This is a genomic window from Methylobacterium sp. M6A4_1b (assembly GCF_053345175.1).
Window position 1 is genome coordinate 20966 of sequence record NZ_JBKEZQ010000015.1, and the last position, 15945, is coordinate 36910.

Consider the following 15945-nt stretch of genomic DNA (forward strand, 5'->3'; position numbering starts at 1 on the left):
GCGATTCAGGGCACCCGGAAGCGCGGCGGCGGCTCGTTGTAGAGCGGGAGCGCAAGGGACCGGGGTGCGCGCGGAACCCGAGCGAGGAACACGGGCCGCAGCGGCGCGACGTAAGACGGATCACGGTAGGCGATGTGCGGCGGAAGGAGCGGACGCCGATAGGGTGGTCCGGGCTCACCGCCCGCTCGAACTGGACCGGTGCCTACGAGCATTGACACGGCGCCAGTGAGGAGGACGAGGCGAAGCATGGACGAACTCCGAGCGGCGGCATGTTCGCCGCGCCAATGATCCTGGACCGAGAGTGCGAGTACCCGCTTAAGCCTTCTCAGAATTTTACGGCCGCGCCGGCACGCACGGTGTTGATAGCGATGCGGTTCGCTGCACTTTGCTGGAAGTCGTTGAACATCACATATTGATATTCGGCACGCAGGAGAATGTTGCTCGTGAGGGCGAATTCCAAACCGGCACCCAGCGTGAATCCACCCATCGTCTTCGCCTTGGCGTTTTGGACCGTTCTGGTCGTCGGCGTGCCGGCTTCCGGATTATTCGGATCGAATCCGTTCGCAGTATAGCCGTAGTTTTTCACTGCGATGGGTTTGCCGGATGTTAACGCTTGATTTGCTTTGTAGGCAACCGTGTCGTAGCCGTAATATTGGATTGCGACGGATTGGTCGGTGTGAATACGGCCGATTGCTAAACCACCGGTGACGTACGGAAGGAAGTTTCCGATCGCGTAGCCGCCGCGAGCGCGGATTGTTCCGTAGTCCTCAATGCGTGACGCTGCCGCGCCGTTCAACGAAACAGTTTCCATGTAGCCGTCGGATCCGACCTTGAACCGGCCAATGCTGTCCCGTGTCGATGCCGTTCGATCAAAGCGCGTATAGTCTGCTTCGATACCAATGACTGACTCTTCGAATTGATAGTTGAAGCCGATGAACGCTCCGTAGCTTGCTCCTTCCGCGCCACCGCCGCGCGACGAAAGCATGCTTGAAGCATTAAAATCAGATTCTGCGGTTGAATACCTCAGCGCGTTCGCGATCAGCGGTGTGTAGGCATTCTTGAAACCGGCAGAAGCAGACGAATAGCCGCCGTGTCCACCGAAATAGACGCCGTTCCAGTCGATGACCTGGACCTCGGGCTCGTAATCGGCGCCGCGCAAAACACCGTAATCGAGGTCGGCGCTGTGGGCCGGCGCGACCACGCCGAGGGTGAATCCGGCTAGGAGCGCGAGGGTAACGGTACGCATCGATGTCGTCCTCAAGGTACCAGCCCGACGGGTCAGATGGCTGGGCCTGTAGTTTCTTTTTACTTGAGTAACCTTAACGGTCCGTTGCGCGGCGGTTTGAGGCAAGGACGAAAGCTGAGAGGAAGCCACGTTCCAATCTTATTTGTTTACTCGTACGGGTTGCGGTTCAAACTCGGGATCGGGAGTCCGGCGAGACGGCCCGTGCCACCCGCGAAGCTGTAGCGCAGGCCGACGCGGACCTCGTGCGAGGCGAGGTCCTTCAGCCGCGAATCGAAGCCGAAGGCGTCCAGCCCCGTCTTCGCACGGCCGAGATCGACGTAGCGGTAGCTGGTGTCGAGGCTCAGGCCGCCCCCGATCTCGTAGGAGACGCCGCCGGTGAGGGCCCAGGCCAGGGAGGTGACCGACCGGCTCGGACGCCGCACCGCATCACGGATGCCGGTGCCCGCATTGCCGTCACAGGAATCCACGATGCAGGTCGTCTGCGTGTAGGCTTTGCCGAAACCCTTGTCGGCGAAGCCGATGCCGCCGCCGATATAGGGGGTCAGGCCCCACCACGTCCCGAGATCGGCGTAGACGTTCACGAGCCCGGTCAAAATGTCGATCTGGCCGGCCTCGACGTTGTAGCCGGTGACGAACCCCGAGCCGGACGAATAGGCGGTGTAGCGGGATGGGGTGCGCTGATCGATCGTCGCGTCGACGCGCAGCCAGTTGTTGATGCGGTAGCCGATGCCGCCGCCATAGCCGGGCACGGTCTCGAGGTTCATGCGCGTGAGCGGAACCAGCGGGCTCCCATCTGCCGGCGCCGGGGTCGCATCCCGGGGCCGCGCGTAGTCGCTCACCGTGGCGTCGACGCGGAGGTACCAGCCTTCTCCGATCGTGATCGGCGGAGGCGGAGGCAGGAGGTCCGCCGCCCGGGCGGATACCGCCCAGCCCTGTCCGGCGAGGATCAGTCCGAAGGCCGTGAAGATGCTGGTTTTCAAGACGGCCATGACGCTCTCGAACGCTGGAGGATACGGACTGGCGCCAGCGCGAGGGATACGCCGGGAGTCGCCGTTGCCTGTACCCTGCACCGGAACCGTTAGAGAGGACTTAACCCTAACGCTTTGTCGTCAAAGCTCTTTCCTCTGCCGGAAATTCGTTCCTGATACGGGGAACGGCCGGGATGCGCTGTTGCGCGATCCCGGCCGTTTCCTGCGTCCGATCCTGACTTCCGCATTCGGGATGGGGAGAGGTCCCCTCGCCGGCCGCGGACGGGTCCTCAGTACTTGCGAACCAGCGGCGCCGGCTCGGGGTGGTACTCGGCGACTGCCGGGGCGACGACGCCACCGAGCAGCCAGCGCATGCCGATCCGGACGTCGTGGGAGGTGATCTCCTTGATCTTGTACACCGCGCCGCCGCAGCCTGGATCGTTGATGCAGGTCACCGGGTTCGAGGAGACATGGCCGAGGTTCATGTAGCGGTACCCGATCTCCAGCTTGAGGTTCGGGGTCACGCTGTAGCCGAGACCAGCCATCGCGGCCCATGCGAAGCTGGTCGTATTCTTGTCGCGCGCATAACCGTAGCCGCCCGTCGCACCGCCGAACCCGGAATCGTTGAAGCCGCTCAGGTGATGAAAGGCCGAGCCGACGCCGCCGCCGACGAAGGGCGTGATGCCGTACCAAGTGCCGAGGTCGATGTAGCCGTTGGCCATCACGACGACCGACGAGAGGTTGGCGTTGTAGGAGTTCACGCCCTTGCAGCCGTAAGGGCCGTCGCCGCCAAAGCAGGTGGTGTCGAAGCTGTCCTGGAAACGAAACTTGCTGCCGCCGCGGTACTCGGCAGTGATGTCGCCGTGGAAGTAGCTGCCGAACTGGTAGCCGACGCCGCCGCCGGCGAAGAAGCTGTCCTCGACGGCCTTCTGGTCGTAGCGGTAGCCGTCGGGAAGCGAGCCCTTGAGAACCGTCGAGATGGCCCCAACGCTGGTCGCGCCAACGCCGACGTCGCCGCGCAGGTACCAGCCGCCGCCGATCTCGACCGGGGGAGGCAGCGGCTCGGGCGGCAGGGGCGGGAGCAGATCCGCCGCTTGGGCGAGGCAGGGCGCCGCCACGCTCGCAATGAGCGTGATCGAGCGCGCCAAGGCAGTCAGCTTGGTGCGGCGCATCGGATGTCCTTCAATCGACCGTGTGCCGGGAGCTCGAGACGCCGGCGGGATGACGAGGACACCATGGGCGGCAAGGGTTAAATCGGGTTTAACGTTAAATCTTATCCTTGCCGAAGCGTTGACGGCATCTCTCCATCCCTTTTTGCTTGATCGGTTCCACTGGACTGCCGGGCGGTTCAGGGGGGCGATATCCTTGTGAGCTGCTTGGTTACAATGGAGGCGCGGCACTCGTGAGCGTGAGACCGGAGGACGTCCGCCGCCTCGCATCGGCCCTGCCGGAGGTGGTCGAGGGCGCGCATAGCGGCCATCCGGATTTTCGGGTGCTGGGCCGGATCTTCGCCACCCTCTGGGTGGACGAGGAGCGCGTAGTCCTGCGGCTGTCACGGGTGCAACAGGAAGCCTGGATCGAGGCCGGTCCCAACCTGTTCGAGGCGGTGGAGGGGGCCTGGGGACGCCGGGGTTGGACGAGCCTCAATCTCTGGGAAGCCGACGAGGCGACGTTGCTCGCCGCTCTCCTCGCCGCGTGGCGGCAGGTCGCGCCGGCAGCCTATGACCGTCTCTGATCCCCTTCAGGCCGCCGCCTTGGCCACGGCATCCACGACGTCGTCCACCACTTCGGTGACGAGGCGCCGATCGTCGCCTTCCGCCATGACACGGATCACTGTCTCGGTACCGGACGGGCGGATCACGAGGCGGCCGGAATTGCCCAGGCGTTCGCGCGCCTGCGCGATGGCGGTGACGACCGAGTCGGCGTTCAATGGCTCGCCGGAGCGGTAGCGCACGTTCTTCAGGACTTGCGGCAACGGCTCGAAGCAGTGGCAGACCTCGCTCACCGGCCGCTCCTGGCGCTTGACTACGCTGAGGAGCTGCAAGGCGGCCACGAGGCCATCGCCGGTGGTCGCGTAGTCCGACATGATGATGTGTCCCGACTGCTCGCCGCCGAGATTGTAGCCGTGCTCCCGCATGTATTCGAGCACGTAGCGATCACCCACGGCGGTGCGGGCAAGGTTCAGGCCGATGCCGCCGAGGAAGCGTTCGAGGCCGAGATTGGACATGATCGTGGCGACCAGTCCCGGTTGCGTCAGGCGATCATCTTCCTTCCACGACCGGGCGACCACGGCCATGAGCTGGTCGCCGTCGACGGATTGTCCCTTCTCGTCAATGATGAGGACGCGGTCGGCATCGCCGTCCAGGGCGATGCCGACATCAGCGCGCAACTCCCGGACCTTGGCGGCAAGGGCCGCCGGCGCGGTCGACCCCACATCGTGATTGATGTTGAAGCCGTCCGGCTCCACGCCTATGGCGATCACCTCGGCGCCGAGCTCCCACAGCGTCTCGGGCGCCACGCGGTAGGCTGCGCCGTTGGCGCAGTCCACCACGATGCGCAGGCCGTCGAGGGTAATGTTGCGCGGGAGCGAGCGCTTTGCGAACTCGATGTAGCGGGCATGCACGCTCTCGATGCGTTTGGCGCGCCCGAGGTCGCGCGGGCCCGCGAGGCGCCTGTGCAGCTCGCCGTCGATCAGGGCCTCGATCTCGCGCTCGACCTCGTCGTTGAGCTTGAAACCGTCCGGCCCGAACAGCTTGATGCCGTTGTCCTCGAACGGGTTGTGCGAGGCCGAGATCATGACGCCGATGTCGGCGCGCATCGAACGGGTGAGCATCGCCACCGCGGGCGTTGGCATCGGCCCGAGCTGGAGCACGTCCATGCCCATCGAGGTGAAGCCGGCAATCAGCGCAGTCTCGATCATGTAGCCGGAAAGTCGCGTATCCTTCCCGATCACGACACGATGGCGATGGTCGCCGCGCTGGAAGATCAGGCCTGCCGCCTGACCGACCTTGAGAGCGAGCTCCGGCGTGATGACGCCATTGGCCCGGCCCCGGATGCCGTCCGTGCCGAAATACTTGCGCGACATGATCTTCGCGTCCCGTCTTCTGTTTTCGGTGTGGGGAGCTGAGTTCGCCTCAAGACGCCATCCTTCAGCTCGCCATCGATGATGATGCTTCGAAACGAGGTTCGCGCCCGAACCTGAAGATCCAGTATGTGGACCCCGTATAGACAGGACAAACCGGTCGTATCGTTAGGAGGGTCTTGACACGAACGAGCCCGCCAATGGCGGGCTCGCACGTCTGCGATGGAAGGATAGATTCGACGCGCTGATCAGGCCTGTGGCTGCGGCTCCAGGCCGTCGCTACCGCGCGGGCGACCGCGCCCGGTGGAGGGAACCGACGACCCACGCAACGTACTCGGCCCATCACCCGCGTCGCGGATCGGCGGCTTACCGGCAATCAGATTCTTGATCTCGTCACCCGACAGGGTCTCGTACTCGAGAAGCCCTTGAGCCAAGGCTTCGAGGTCGTCCTTGTGCTCGCCGAGGATGCGCCGGGCTTCCTCGAGCCCGGTCTCGACCAGGCGACGGACCTCTGCGTCGATCTTCTGGGCGGTAGCCTCCGAGACCGTCTGCTGGCGGCCCATCGACATGCCGAGGAAGACCTCGTCGTTGTTCTCCCCGTAGGCCACGGTACCGAGTTCAGGCGAGAAGCCCCAGCGAGTCACCATCATGCGAGCAAGTCGGGTGGCCTGCTCGATATCGGACTGAGCGCCCGAGGTCACCTTGTCGGCCCCGAAGGTCATCTCCTCGGCGATGCGGCCGCCCATCATGATGGCGAGTCGCGATGTCATCTGCTCGAAGGACATCGAAAGCTTGTCGCGTTCGGGCAACTGCATGACCATGCCCAAAGCTCTACCGCGCGGAATGATAGTCGCCTTGTGGACGGGATCGGTAGCCGGCACGTTGAAGGCGACGATGGCGTGGCCACCCTCGTGATAGGCAGTGAGCCGCTTCTCGTCCTCCGTCATGACCAGGGTACGCCGTTCGGCGCCCATCATTACCTTGTCCTTCGCGTCCTCGAACTCGTGCATCGTGACGATGCGCTTGCCGCGCCGCGCCGCAAGGAGTGCGGACTCGTTGACGAGGTTCATGAGGTCGGCGCCGGAGAAGCCCGGCGTACCGCGTGCGATGACCTTGAGGTCGACATCCGGTGCCAGCGGCACCTTGCGCACGTGGACGCGGAGAATGCGCTCGCGGCCGACGACGTCGGGATTCGGCACCATGATCTGGCGGTCGAAGCGGCCCGGACGGAGCAGCGCAGGGTCGAGCACGTCGGGCCGGTTGGTGGCCGCGATGATGATCACGCCCTCGTTGGCCTCGAAGCCGTCCATCTCCACGAGGAGCTGGTTCAGGGTCTGCTCGCGCTCGTCGTTGCCGCCGCCCAGGCCGGCGCCGCGATGGCGACCGACCGCGTCGATCTCGTCGATGAAGATGATGCAGGGAGCGTTCTTCTTGGCCTGCTCGAACATGTCGCGAACGCGGGAGGCGCCGACGCCAACGAACATCTCCACGAAATCCGAGCCCGAGATGGTGAAGAACGGCACGTTGGCCTCGCCGGCGACAGCGCGAGCGATCAGGGTCTTACCCGTGCCGGGGGGGCCCACGAGGAGCACGCCGCGCGGGATGCGGCCGCCGAGGCGTTGGAACTTCTGCGGATCGCGGAGGAACTCGACGATCTCCTGAAGGTCCTCCTTGGCTTCCTCGACGCCGGCGACGTCGTCGAAGCTGACGCGGCCGGAGGCCTCGGTGAGGAGCTTGGCCTTCGACTTCCCGAAGCCCATGGCACGGCCTGCGCCCGACTGCATCTGGCGGGAGAGGAAGATCCAGGCGCCGATGAACACGAGGATGGGCAGCCAACTCACGAGCAGCTGGATGAACCACGGCGTGTTGTCCGAGGGCGGACGCGCAGTGATCTGGACGCCTTTGCTCTGCAGCTTGGACACGAGGCTCGGGTCATTGGGGGCGTAGGAGGTGAAGTTGCCGCCGCCGACATAGGTGCCGCTGACGTCCTGCCCGGAGATCACAACCGTCTGGATCTTGCCGGAATCGGCATCGTTCAGAAGCTGGCTGTAGGCGATCTCGGAGCCGCCCCCACGATGACCCGGGTTTTGAAACAGGGTCACGAGGGCGAGCACGAGCAGGAAGATGACGACCCACAAGGCGAAATTGCGGAAGTTCGGGTTCATCGATCAATCCCTGGAGGCATCGGGGCCCGCCGCGCGAAATGGGGCGGGTCACTCCTGACGCTCCTTGCCAATGTAGGCAGCGAGTCACCCCTTGCCAAGTCGGAGGGGGAGGCGGTGCCATGGCCATGCCGCCGCGGCAAGGCCGCATCGCTCGGCAGGGTTACGCAGATCCCCTTCCCCTTCGCGGCGGTGCCGGAGTTAGGGCGAGATCGCCGGTTCGTGTCACTTCGAACAGGACCTCGCGCAGGGTCCGGCGGAGTGGCACACCGTCGTGCAGGGCCGGTCGGAGCCCGTCGAGGACGAGGCTCTCGAGTCGGTCCAGCCGCTCACGACCTCCCGGAGCGATCCGCTCCGCCGCCAGGCTCGCGACACGTAGGAGTACGGCGTCCGAAAGGATGCGCAGATGAGCGCCGCTTAGGCGCAGACCCGGGGCCGGCTGTACCCGAAGCGCCTCTTCGAATGCCGCCTCTGCCAGGGCGCGCAGGGCGGCCTCGTCGCGGGCGCAGCGCGCGGCCAGGCGGCAGAGCCGGTCCGTACTCAGGCCCTCGCGTTCGAGTTTCGGCATAAGTCGGCGCAGGTGAACGCGGGTGAAGCGGTCGTCGACGTTGGATGGATCGCGTGCGAAGGGGAGCCCGCGCGCCGCGCAATAGGCGATGAGGTCAGCCTTCGGGAGGTAAAGGAAGGGCCGCGCCAGGCGAACGGATTGGGTGAGCCTGCGCTCGACGCGCATGCCGGCGAGGCCGGCCGGTCCGCTGCCGGCCAGGAGCCGCATCAGCACGGTTTCCGCCTGGTCGTCGCGGGTGTGACCGGTGAGAACCGATGCGGCCCCGACGGCTTCGGCGTGATCGGCAAGCAGGTCGTACCGGGCGGCGCGGGCTGACGCCTGCAATCCGCGCGCCGGTTTCGGCCCGAGCCAGGACAGGGTGCTGTGCGGGAAGCCGAAGGTCTCGGCGAGGCGCGCCACCTCGGCTGCCTCCCCGGCCGCCTCCGGACGTAGGCCGTGGTCGACGGTGGCGACGTGAATGCCCCCTGCGGGACCAACTGCAGCGGCCGCGGCCATAAGCGCCGTCGAGTCCGGACCACCCGAGACCGCGAGAAGAACCGGACCATTGATCAGGTAGGGTCGGAGCGCGGCATCAACCGCCTCCCCTTGCCTCGTCAAGCGGCGCAGCGGGCGCGCTTCTGTTCGCGGGTGACGCCCTGACGGACGCTGGCGCTGGCCGACGGGAATTTGCGCTCGAGCTCGGCAAGCGTCGCGCAGGCCTGTTCGCGGGCGCCGAGCGCATTGAGCGAAGCGCCGAGCTTCAGCATGGCTTCGGGCGCCTGTGCCGAGCGCGCATAGTCGGTGGAGACCTTCAGGAACTGCTCGGCCGCTTCGCGGTTGCGGTTGCGCTGGAGATAGCTCTCGCCGAGCCAGTACGTCGCAGATGGCACCAGTGCGTCGCGGGGATGCGACTGGATGAACTGGCGCAGACCCATCTCGGCCTGCTCGTACTGCCGTTGAAGGATATAGGCGTAGGCGGCCTCGTAATCGGCGCGCGCATCCCCTGAACCCGTGGCGGCCACGCTGCCGGCCCGGGGTGGGGTCGGCAGGGCGCCGGTCGTCGGAACCCGGGCGGGCGGCGTCAGGTCGACCGGACCGCCGAGTCCGGGCGGTGTCAGGCCCGGTTCCTCGTCATCCGCCTCGACGACGGTCGGGGGCACGCTGCGGGCGCGCGGCGCCTCGGCAGCCGGGGCCGTCGGCGTGGTGGTGCCGAGTTGCATCGGTGCGCCGGGGCGCCCCGGGTTCTGATCGGGGTCGAAAGCATCGCTGCGCTTCTGCGGCTTGGCCGGAGTCGGATTGGTGCCCGACGGTGCGCCCGTGCGGCCACCCTTCGCTTCCTGCAGCCGGAACTCCACGTCCTCCTGGAACTTGCGGAGCTGCTCCTTGAGCTGGCGGTTCTCGTATTGCAGCGTTTCGATCTGTCCGGCGGTTTGGCGCGACTGGTTCTCCAGGCGGTTGAGCCGGACGACGAAATCAGACGCGTCCTGCGCCATCGCCGGGGCCACCGATCCGCAGAGAATCGATCCCAAGACGAGTCCGGCTGCAGCGGCAAGACGGGTCGTAAGGAGAAGACGGGCAAGCATGGCGGTCGTCACCGGTGGTCGAGGGGCGAAAAATGCGCTCGCGAGGATCGCGGCCCGCGGATAGCAAATGCCGCCCCCCGCGGCAAAAATGCGGCCATGCCGCGGCGCGCCGCCCGTGATGCGGGACACGGGGCGGCTCTCGGCCCCGAAGCCCGCTTCATCGCCAGCTACGAGCCGGCGCTGCGATCGAGCACGGTGACCGCGCGCCGGTTCTGCGACCAGCACGAGATGTCGTTGCATACGGCCACCGGGCGCTCCTTGCCGTAGGAGACCGTCCGGATGCGTCCGCCCGCGATGCCGCGCGAGGCGAGGTAATCCTTCACCGACTGGGCGCGTCGCTCGCCGAGGGAGAAATTGTACTCGCGGGTGCCGCGCTCGTCGGCATGGCCCTCGATCAGGAAGGTGTAGCGCGGGTAGCGCTGCAACCAGTTCGCCTGCTTGTCGAGCGTGGCAGTGGCGGTGGGCGTCAGGTCGGTAGAATCTGATTCGAAGAAGACCCTGTCGCCGACGTTCACCACGAAGTCCTGGGCGCTGCCGGGGGTGCCGGCGCCACCGTTCATACCGCCGGCGCCGAACCCGGAGGCGTCGGCAAGGTCCTTATCGTTGGTACAGGCGGCGACGCTGAGGGCGGCGCAGAGGGCGGCCGCCAGCGGAAACACGCGGAAGCGCGCAATCATGGACATGATCCTGTTCTCCTCGGGCACGGCCGCCGGATCGATGACGATCAGGCCGGCGACGTCGCCTCGCGGGGCCCCGTCGGGGCCACATCGGCGGTTCTTATGCGGTCTCGGTTAAGCGAAGGTTCCGTCAACCCTGAGCGAACCCTTCCGAAATCGGCCAAAATCTCGCGAAACGCGGGCGCGACCTCGACCATTCCGGGATCGGACCCGATTGCGGCATCGGCGCGACGTCCGGAGCGGAGGCTGCACTTGCGGTCGAAGCGTGGCGGCCCTGCAACATGCGGCCACCCGTCGCCTCAGACGCGGTCCTGAAGGGACCGTATCGCCGCGATGGCGGTGGCAGCGGACTTCCGGGCGGCGGCCAAGGGGGCCGTGAGATCGGCCCCCTGCAGGCAGGCTCGCTCCATCTCCGAACAGCGGATGGAGAGATCGAAGAAGCCGAGGGAGCCGCTCACCGAGAGCAGAGTGTGGGCATCCTGGCCGAGGGCAGCCCGTTCCGCGGCAGGCGCCTGCAGCCGCTCGCCGATCTCGGTCTTGAGACGGTCGAGGAGGTCCATCAGCCGCGTACGGCCGAAGATGCCTTCCAGTTCCTCCAGGGTGCGGGAGTCATAAACCGGCGGTGCGTGGCGGTCTGGCGCACCCTCGACCACGAACGTCCCGGCTTCTCGGGTCGAATGGTCCGGCATGGCATCGTCCAGAACAGAGCGGCGCGTGAGACTTAGCCGACCGTCGCGTCTATTGATCGGCAGTTAACCGATATAGGATTAAGGCGATCGTGCAAAGAGTTGGTGCGATCCATGTGTCGGCCTCGGATCCTCGTCGTCGAGGACAATTACCTGCTTCTCGAAATGTTGACCGCCCTGTGCCTGCGGAACGGCATCGCCGTGGTCTCGGTCTCCAGCGGCGAGGCCGCGGTGGCGGCCATCCGTCAGGCCGGGACCGCGGCAGGCAGCGCCTTCGCACTCCTCCTCACCGACATCAATCTCCCCGGACTCATCGACGGCTGGTCCGTCGCGCAGGCTTTCCGCACCTTCAACCCGGATCGTCCGGTGATCTATTCATCCACGGGCGGCTGTAACGACCGGCGCGCCGTGCCGGACAGCGTCTTCCTGGCCAAACCCTTCCGGATCCAGGACGTGGTCGATCTGGCCGCCTCGATGATGCGCGATCCCGAGGCGGATCCGCTGGTCCTGCACGCGGCCACTCGACATTCGGGCGCGGTCAGACCCTGAAAAGGGCACGCACGGCCGGGTTGGCGCGCCAGCCCTCGACCCGAATGCAGCCGAGCGCCTCGGGTGCGTGACGCCGGTAGATCGCAAAACTCGCAGCGATAAAGGTCGGCAGGTCGTAGAGCTTGGGAATGCCCCTGCGAGCCCGGTCCTTGAACAGCATCGTGCCCGTCAGGCCATAGCGTGCGGCGAGGTCGGGGTAGATGGGCCAGACCGCACCGGTAGCGAGTTCGTCCGGTAGGTAGTCCTCGACCGACGCCGGGCTCGGGCTCAGGCCTGCTTCCGTTGCGAGGCGACGGGCGATGTCGGCCAGGACGAACAGCTTGGGATGGTTGAGGACGTGCATGAAGCAGCCGCGCCGGGACCATCGGGCGAGCTCGGACTCCAGGGGGAACATGAGGTCGCTGGCGGTGCCGAGAAGTTCGGCCGCCGCCACGTTCCAGGCCTCGTAGAAGCCCAGCTGCGCATAGGTGGTATCCCGGAACAGTTCCGCGGTCTCCCGCGGCCCCCGCCCCTCGAGATAGGCGCACAGGACGATGGCCGAGTGGTAGGGACCCACCGGCGAGGCGACGAGGCGCGCCGCCGACAGCGCGCCGACGTCGCCCACCAGGACCATGTCGGGCTGGTAGCCGGGGAACAGGATGGTCGGATACAGGCGAAGGCGCGGGTCTCCCTCGCCCAGGGCGTATGCGTTGCCGCCACGAATGAAGCCTTCGGAGAAGAACTGCGTGAAGACGTGGTCGAAGGGGGCGAGGTGCGCCTTCAGGCGCTCGAGGGTGCCGTATCGGCGCCCGAGGCCGTCGAACGGGACCAGCTCGACCCGGGCCTGCGGGAGCAACAGGCGCAGGGACTGGGCGACGCCCTCCGCCTGGCAGTTCCCCAGCACGGCGATGCGCGGTCCGTTCCGCGACGGATCGATGGCATCGTCGCTGGACCGGCGCCATGCTCTCGCCCATGATCGCCACGAAGAGACAGGGCGAGCGAACGAGGCAGCCCGCGCCGCGAGGGAGCCGGAGATCGTGGTCTTGCCTAAGATTGTGATCTCGGGAAACGCGTGCCGCAATGGCGTGAGCGATCGGATGGAGATGCCGCCTTGGTGAGGAACCCTTACGCCGATCTACCGGCCGAGCGATTCTGGCGCAAGGTCGTGGCGGGCGTTCCGCCCTTCGCCTTGGCGCCCGGCCCGAGCGGGCACTTCACAATCAGCTCCGATGCCCGCGTGGCGACGGCAGGCTCCTGCTTCGCTCAGCACGTCGCCCGCGCGCTGACCGGGGCGGGGTTCGGACACTACCTCGCCGAGGCGGCCCCCGCCGGCATCACACCCGAGGCCGCCGCCGATCGGCAATACGGCACCTACTCCGCCCGCTACGGCAACATCTACACCGCCCGGCAACTCCTTCAACTGTTCGACCGGGCCTACGGCACCTACACCCCTTCCCTGCCGGACTGGACCCGTCCGGACGGACGTCTCGTGGACCCGTTCCGCCCCGGCATCGAGCCGGCCGGTTTTGCCGACGCCGCCGAGGTCGAGGCCGACCGCCTTCGGCACCTCGCGGCGGTACGGGCGATGTTCGAGAGCCTCGACGTGCTCGTCTTCACGCTGGGACTGACCGAGGGCTGGATGCACCGGCCGGACGGAGCCATGCTCCCCGTGGCACCCGGCGTCGTCGGCGGTACCTTCGACCCCGAGACCTACACCTTCGTCAATGCGCGCACGGGCGACGTACGCGACGACATGCTGGCCTTCCTGGAGCGGCTGTTCGCGGTCAATCCCGGCGCGCGGATCATCCTCACCGTCTCGCCGGTGCCCCTGATCGCCACCTACGCGAACCGGCACGTGCTGGTGTCGAACACCTACAGCAAGGCCGCCCTGCGAGCGGCCGCCGAGGAGATCGTGGCCGCCGAGCCGCGGGCCGTCTACTTTCCCGCCTACGAGATCGTCACCAGCACCGCCAACGCGGCACGCTACTACGACGACGACCTGCGCTCCGTCACGCCCGCGGCTGTCGACCACGTGATGCGGGTCTTCCTCGACGCCTTCACCGATCGGGCGAAGCCCCCGATCCTGACCCAGCCCCTCGGTATCGAGTACCGCCGGGCGGCCAGCGTGATCTGCGACGAGGAGGCGATCGAGCGCAGCCTGGCGTGAGCGTCTACTGCAGGTGCCGGGCGTAGGTGTCGCCTGCCGCGTGCTTGAGCTCGGCCCCGGCCTCCTGGCCGATCCGGGCGGCGTCGGCGACGGCTCCGGAGCGCTGCACCGCCCAGTGGGCGCTTCCGTCCGGCAGGAACAGCAGGCCGTCGAGCCTGAGCGTGTCACCGGTGATCCGCGCCAGGGCGGCGATGGGAGTTCGGCAGGAGCCATCGAGCTCGGCGAGGAGGCCGCGCTCCGCTTTGAGCTCGGCGGTGGCACGGGCGGAAACCAGGGGGGCGAGAAGCGCGCGCACGGCGGCATCGTCCTCGCGGCACTCGATGCCGAGCGCGCCCTGCGCCACCGCAGGCAGCATCTCGTCGACTTCGAGAACGCTCCGGGCCATGTCGGCCATGCCGAGGCGCTCCAGGCCGCAGAGCGCCAGCAGGGTGGCGTCGCAGGTGCCCTCCTCCAGCTTGCGCATGCGGGTGTTGGCGTTGCCCCGCAGGGGCACGATCCGGAGGTCGGGCCGGCGCATCAGGACCTGCGCCGCCCGGCGCAGGGACGAGGTGCCGACCCGGGATCCGGGCGGGAGCTCGCCGAAGCCGGAGGCCCGCGGCGACAGAAAGGCGTCGCGCGGATCGTCGCGTTCCAGGATGCAGGCGATGACGAGCCCGTCGGGCAGCCAGGTCTCCACGTCCTTCATCGAGTGGACGGCGACGTCGACCACGTCGGCGTAGAGGGCCTGCTCCAGCTCCTTCGTGAAGAGGCCCTTGCCGCCGATCTCCGACAGCGGCCGGTCGAGGATGCGGTCGGCCACGGTGTTGACCACCACGATCTCGGTCTCGAGGCCCGGATTGGCCGCCACGATCCGGTCTCGGACCATCCCGGTCTGGGCCAGGGCCATCGGACTTCCGCGCGTACCGATGCGGAGGGGGCGTTGGATCATGGGCGAGGGTCGCTCGGTGACAGGGGGCGGCTGGAACGGCTCGGCGTGCGTTCATCCTAGGTACGCAGTCCGCGGGCGGATGTCACCGGGATCGCGCGCGAACGCAGCCATCGCGTTCAGTATTCCGAAAGCACGCGTCGAGGTCGTGGGCATCTCCACCCCGCCGTTAGGCGGACCTTATCCGTGTTCGCGCGACCCTGGGATCGATGATGCCGGCACGAGCCGGGTCGGCGGACGCTCACCGATGAAGCGCAGCAAGCTCGAAGCCTACTACGAACGGGAGTTCGGAGCGCGCGACCGGGAGCCGGAGGATTCGCCGGACGACCGGGCGGTACGGCGGCCTCGCGATTCGGCTCGGCGCCGCGGCGGCGGATTCGGCATCGGCCGCATGCTCAAGCTGACCCTGATGCTGGGCCCGATGACGCTTCTGCTGGGAGCCGGCTTCCTGATGGACTGCCAGGGCGCGGCGGCGCGCGGGTCCTGGGTTCCCGAAATCGTACACAGCACGGCCTGCGCCCGGCGCAATCTCGCCGGACGCGTCCTCAATCTCGAAGGCGACCTCCGGACCGTCGCCAACGGTCTGCGGTAGCGGCCCGTGATCGCGCTCGGAACGGATCGGTACGGGAGGACGCGGTGACGATCGGATCCGAGCCAATGACCACGGACGACCTCGGCGCGCGGGCGCGGCCCCGGGCCGAGCGTCCGGCCGACGGGACGGCGACGGCGTCGGTCGCCCAGATCCGGCAGGCGACCATCCGCGACGGCCTGCGCACGCCCCGGCCGGTGCGCCGCATCCGCGAGGCCGAGTCCGAGGCGCCGAGCCGCGGCTTCACCCTCGGCTGGGCGCCGTCGCTCGTCCTCAACCTCGTCCTGCTGACGGCGCCCTTCGCCCTGGTGATCGCGTTGCCGCCGGTCATGGCCTGCCGCGAGCGCGCCGAGCATTTCGGGTTCTTCGCCGGCGAGACCCTGTCGAGTTGCGGCGCGCGCGGTGTCCGCGCGCGGATCGGCAGGCTCGAAGACCGCATCAAGAGGCTGGTGCGCGGCTCCGGCCGGTGAGGCGGCCTCAGAAGGCCTGGAGCGCGAGCTCGGTGTGCTCGACGCTGGGCGGAGCCTCGAAGCAGGGCGAAACCATGGCCCGGTAGTCCTTCCAGGCCTGCGAACCCGTGAAGTCCTCGGTATGGTTCTCCAGGGTCTCCCACTCGATGAGCAGGCGGTAGCGCTGCGGCTTCTCGATGGAGCGGCGGACGGCGAAGCTGCGGCAGCCCTTCGCGACCTTGAAGATCGCCGCGGCCCTGGCGATGCCGGCCTCGAACTCGGCCTCCATGCCGGCCTTGACGTCGATCTGCGCGATTTCGAGGATCATGGAAGTCT

Annotated in this window: 17 protein-coding genes; 5 read left to right on the forward strand and 12 right to left on the reverse strand. The window is 67.3% G+C overall.

Annotated elements, in window-relative coordinates:
* Positions 1-325: 325 nt before the first annotated feature.
* The 3 genes from ACLBWX_RS15305 to ACLBWX_RS15315 all read right to left on the reverse strand — a co-directional run bounded on the left by ACLBWX_RS15305 (position 326) and on the right by ACLBWX_RS15315 (position 3386).
* A complete protein-coding gene (locus ACLBWX_RS15305) occupies positions 326-1246 on the reverse strand; it encodes an outer membrane protein (RefSeq protein ID WP_447677885.1) in 921 nt (306 codons plus the stop codon).
* Positions 1247-1392: 146 nt separating this feature from the next.
* A complete protein-coding gene (locus ACLBWX_RS15310; RefSeq protein WP_447677886.1) occupies positions 1393-2235 on the reverse strand; it encodes an outer membrane protein in 843 nt (280 codons plus the stop codon).
* Between the two features lie 269 nt (positions 2236-2504).
* Positions 2505-3386: an outer membrane protein gene (locus tag ACLBWX_RS15315; protein ID WP_447677887.1), complete on the reverse strand. Its 882-nt coding sequence runs from the start codon at positions 3384-3386 to the stop codon at positions 2505-2507.
* Positions 3387-3616: 230 nt separating this feature from the next.
* Between ACLBWX_RS15315 and ACLBWX_RS15320 the strand changes: the two genes are divergently transcribed.
* Entirely contained in the window at positions 3617-3949 is a 333-nt protein-coding gene (locus tag ACLBWX_RS15320; RefSeq protein WP_447677888.1) for an MmcQ/YjbR family DNA-binding protein, read from the forward strand.
* Between the two features lie 6 nt (positions 3950-3955).
* Here the strand turns inward: ACLBWX_RS15320 and glmM are convergent, their stop codons facing one another.
* From glmM to ACLBWX_RS15350, 6 genes are all read right to left on the reverse strand, one after another.
* Positions 3956-5299: a phosphoglucosamine mutase gene (glmM, locus tag ACLBWX_RS15325; RefSeq protein WP_447677889.1), complete on the reverse strand. Its 1344-nt coding sequence runs from the start codon at positions 5297-5299 to the stop codon at positions 3956-3958.
* 245 nt (positions 5300-5544) lie between these two features.
* Positions 5545-7461, reverse strand: a complete 1917-nt coding sequence (gene ftsH / locus ACLBWX_RS15330) for an ATP-dependent zinc metalloprotease FtsH (protein WP_447677890.1) — start codon at positions 7459-7461, stop codon at positions 5545-5547.
* Between the two features lie 160 nt (positions 7462-7621).
* Complete coding sequence (gene tilS / locus ACLBWX_RS15335) at positions 7622-8521, reverse strand: tRNA lysidine(34) synthetase TilS (protein ID WP_447677891.1); 900 nt, start codon at positions 8519-8521, stop codon at positions 7622-7624.
* Between the two features lie 98 nt (positions 8522-8619).
* On the reverse strand, positions 8620-9588 hold the full coding sequence (gene ybgF, locus ACLBWX_RS15340; RefSeq protein ID WP_447677957.1) for a tol-pal system protein YbgF: 969 nt from the start codon (positions 9586-9588) through the stop codon (positions 8620-8622).
* A 167-nt stretch (positions 9589-9755) separates the two neighbouring features.
* On the reverse strand, positions 9756-10271 hold the full coding sequence (pal, locus tag ACLBWX_RS15345; protein ID WP_447677892.1) for a peptidoglycan-associated lipoprotein Pal: 516 nt from the start codon (positions 10269-10271) through the stop codon (positions 9756-9758).
* A gap of 293 nt (positions 10272-10564) precedes the next feature.
* The gene (locus tag ACLBWX_RS15350; protein ID WP_447677893.1) at positions 10565-10954 is read right to left on the reverse strand and encodes an Hpt domain-containing protein; all 390 of its coding nucleotides are present in this window, start codon (positions 10952-10954) and stop codon (positions 10565-10567) included.
* A 111-nt stretch (positions 10955-11065) separates the two neighbouring features.
* Between ACLBWX_RS15350 and ACLBWX_RS15355 the strand changes: the two genes are divergently transcribed.
* Positions 11066-11500, forward strand: coding sequence for a response regulator (locus ACLBWX_RS15355; RefSeq protein WP_447677894.1), 435 nt, complete (start codon positions 11066-11068; stop codon positions 11498-11500).
* Here ACLBWX_RS15355 and ACLBWX_RS15360 read toward each other — a convergent pair.
* Positions 11490-12383: a WcbI family polysaccharide biosynthesis putative acetyltransferase gene (locus ACLBWX_RS15360; RefSeq protein WP_447677895.1), complete on the reverse strand. Its 894-nt coding sequence runs from the start codon at positions 12381-12383 to the stop codon at positions 11490-11492. The genes ACLBWX_RS15355 and ACLBWX_RS15360 overlap by 11 nt on opposite strands.
* A 207-nt stretch (positions 12384-12590) precedes the next feature.
* On the opposite strand from ACLBWX_RS15360, the gene ACLBWX_RS15365 reads away from it, so the two are divergent.
* Positions 12591-13646: a GSCFA domain-containing protein gene (locus ACLBWX_RS15365; protein ID WP_447677896.1), complete on the forward strand. Its 1056-nt coding sequence runs from the start codon at positions 12591-12593 to the stop codon at positions 13644-13646.
* A gap of 4 nt (positions 13647-13650) precedes the next feature.
* On the opposite strand, the gene hemC is transcribed toward ACLBWX_RS15365, so the two are convergent.
* Positions 13651-14574 carry a hydroxymethylbilane synthase gene (gene hemC / locus ACLBWX_RS15370; protein ID WP_447677897.1) on the reverse strand — a complete coding sequence of 308 codons (924 nt, stop codon included), beginning with the start codon at positions 14572-14574 and terminating at the stop codon, positions 13651-13653.
* A 244-nt stretch (positions 14575-14818) separates the two neighbouring features.
* On the opposite strand from hemC, the gene ACLBWX_RS15375 reads away from it, so the two are divergent.
* Both ACLBWX_RS15375 and ACLBWX_RS15380 read left to right on the forward strand, forming a co-directional pair.
* Positions 14819-15163, forward strand: a complete 345-nt coding sequence (locus ACLBWX_RS15375) for a hypothetical protein (protein WP_447677898.1) — start codon at positions 14819-14821, stop codon at positions 15161-15163.
* 65 nt (positions 15164-15228) lie between these two features.
* Positions 15229-15630, forward strand: coding sequence for a hypothetical protein (locus ACLBWX_RS15380; RefSeq protein ID WP_447677899.1), 402 nt, complete (start codon positions 15229-15231; stop codon positions 15628-15630).
* 7 nt (positions 15631-15637) lie between these two features.
* On the opposite strand, the gene ACLBWX_RS15385 is transcribed toward ACLBWX_RS15380, so the two are convergent.
* Positions 15638-15937 carry an antibiotic biosynthesis monooxygenase family protein gene (locus ACLBWX_RS15385; protein ID WP_447677900.1) on the reverse strand — a complete coding sequence of 100 codons (300 nt, stop codon included), beginning with the start codon at positions 15935-15937 and terminating at the stop codon, positions 15638-15640.
* Positions 15938-15945 lie beyond the last annotated feature (8 nt).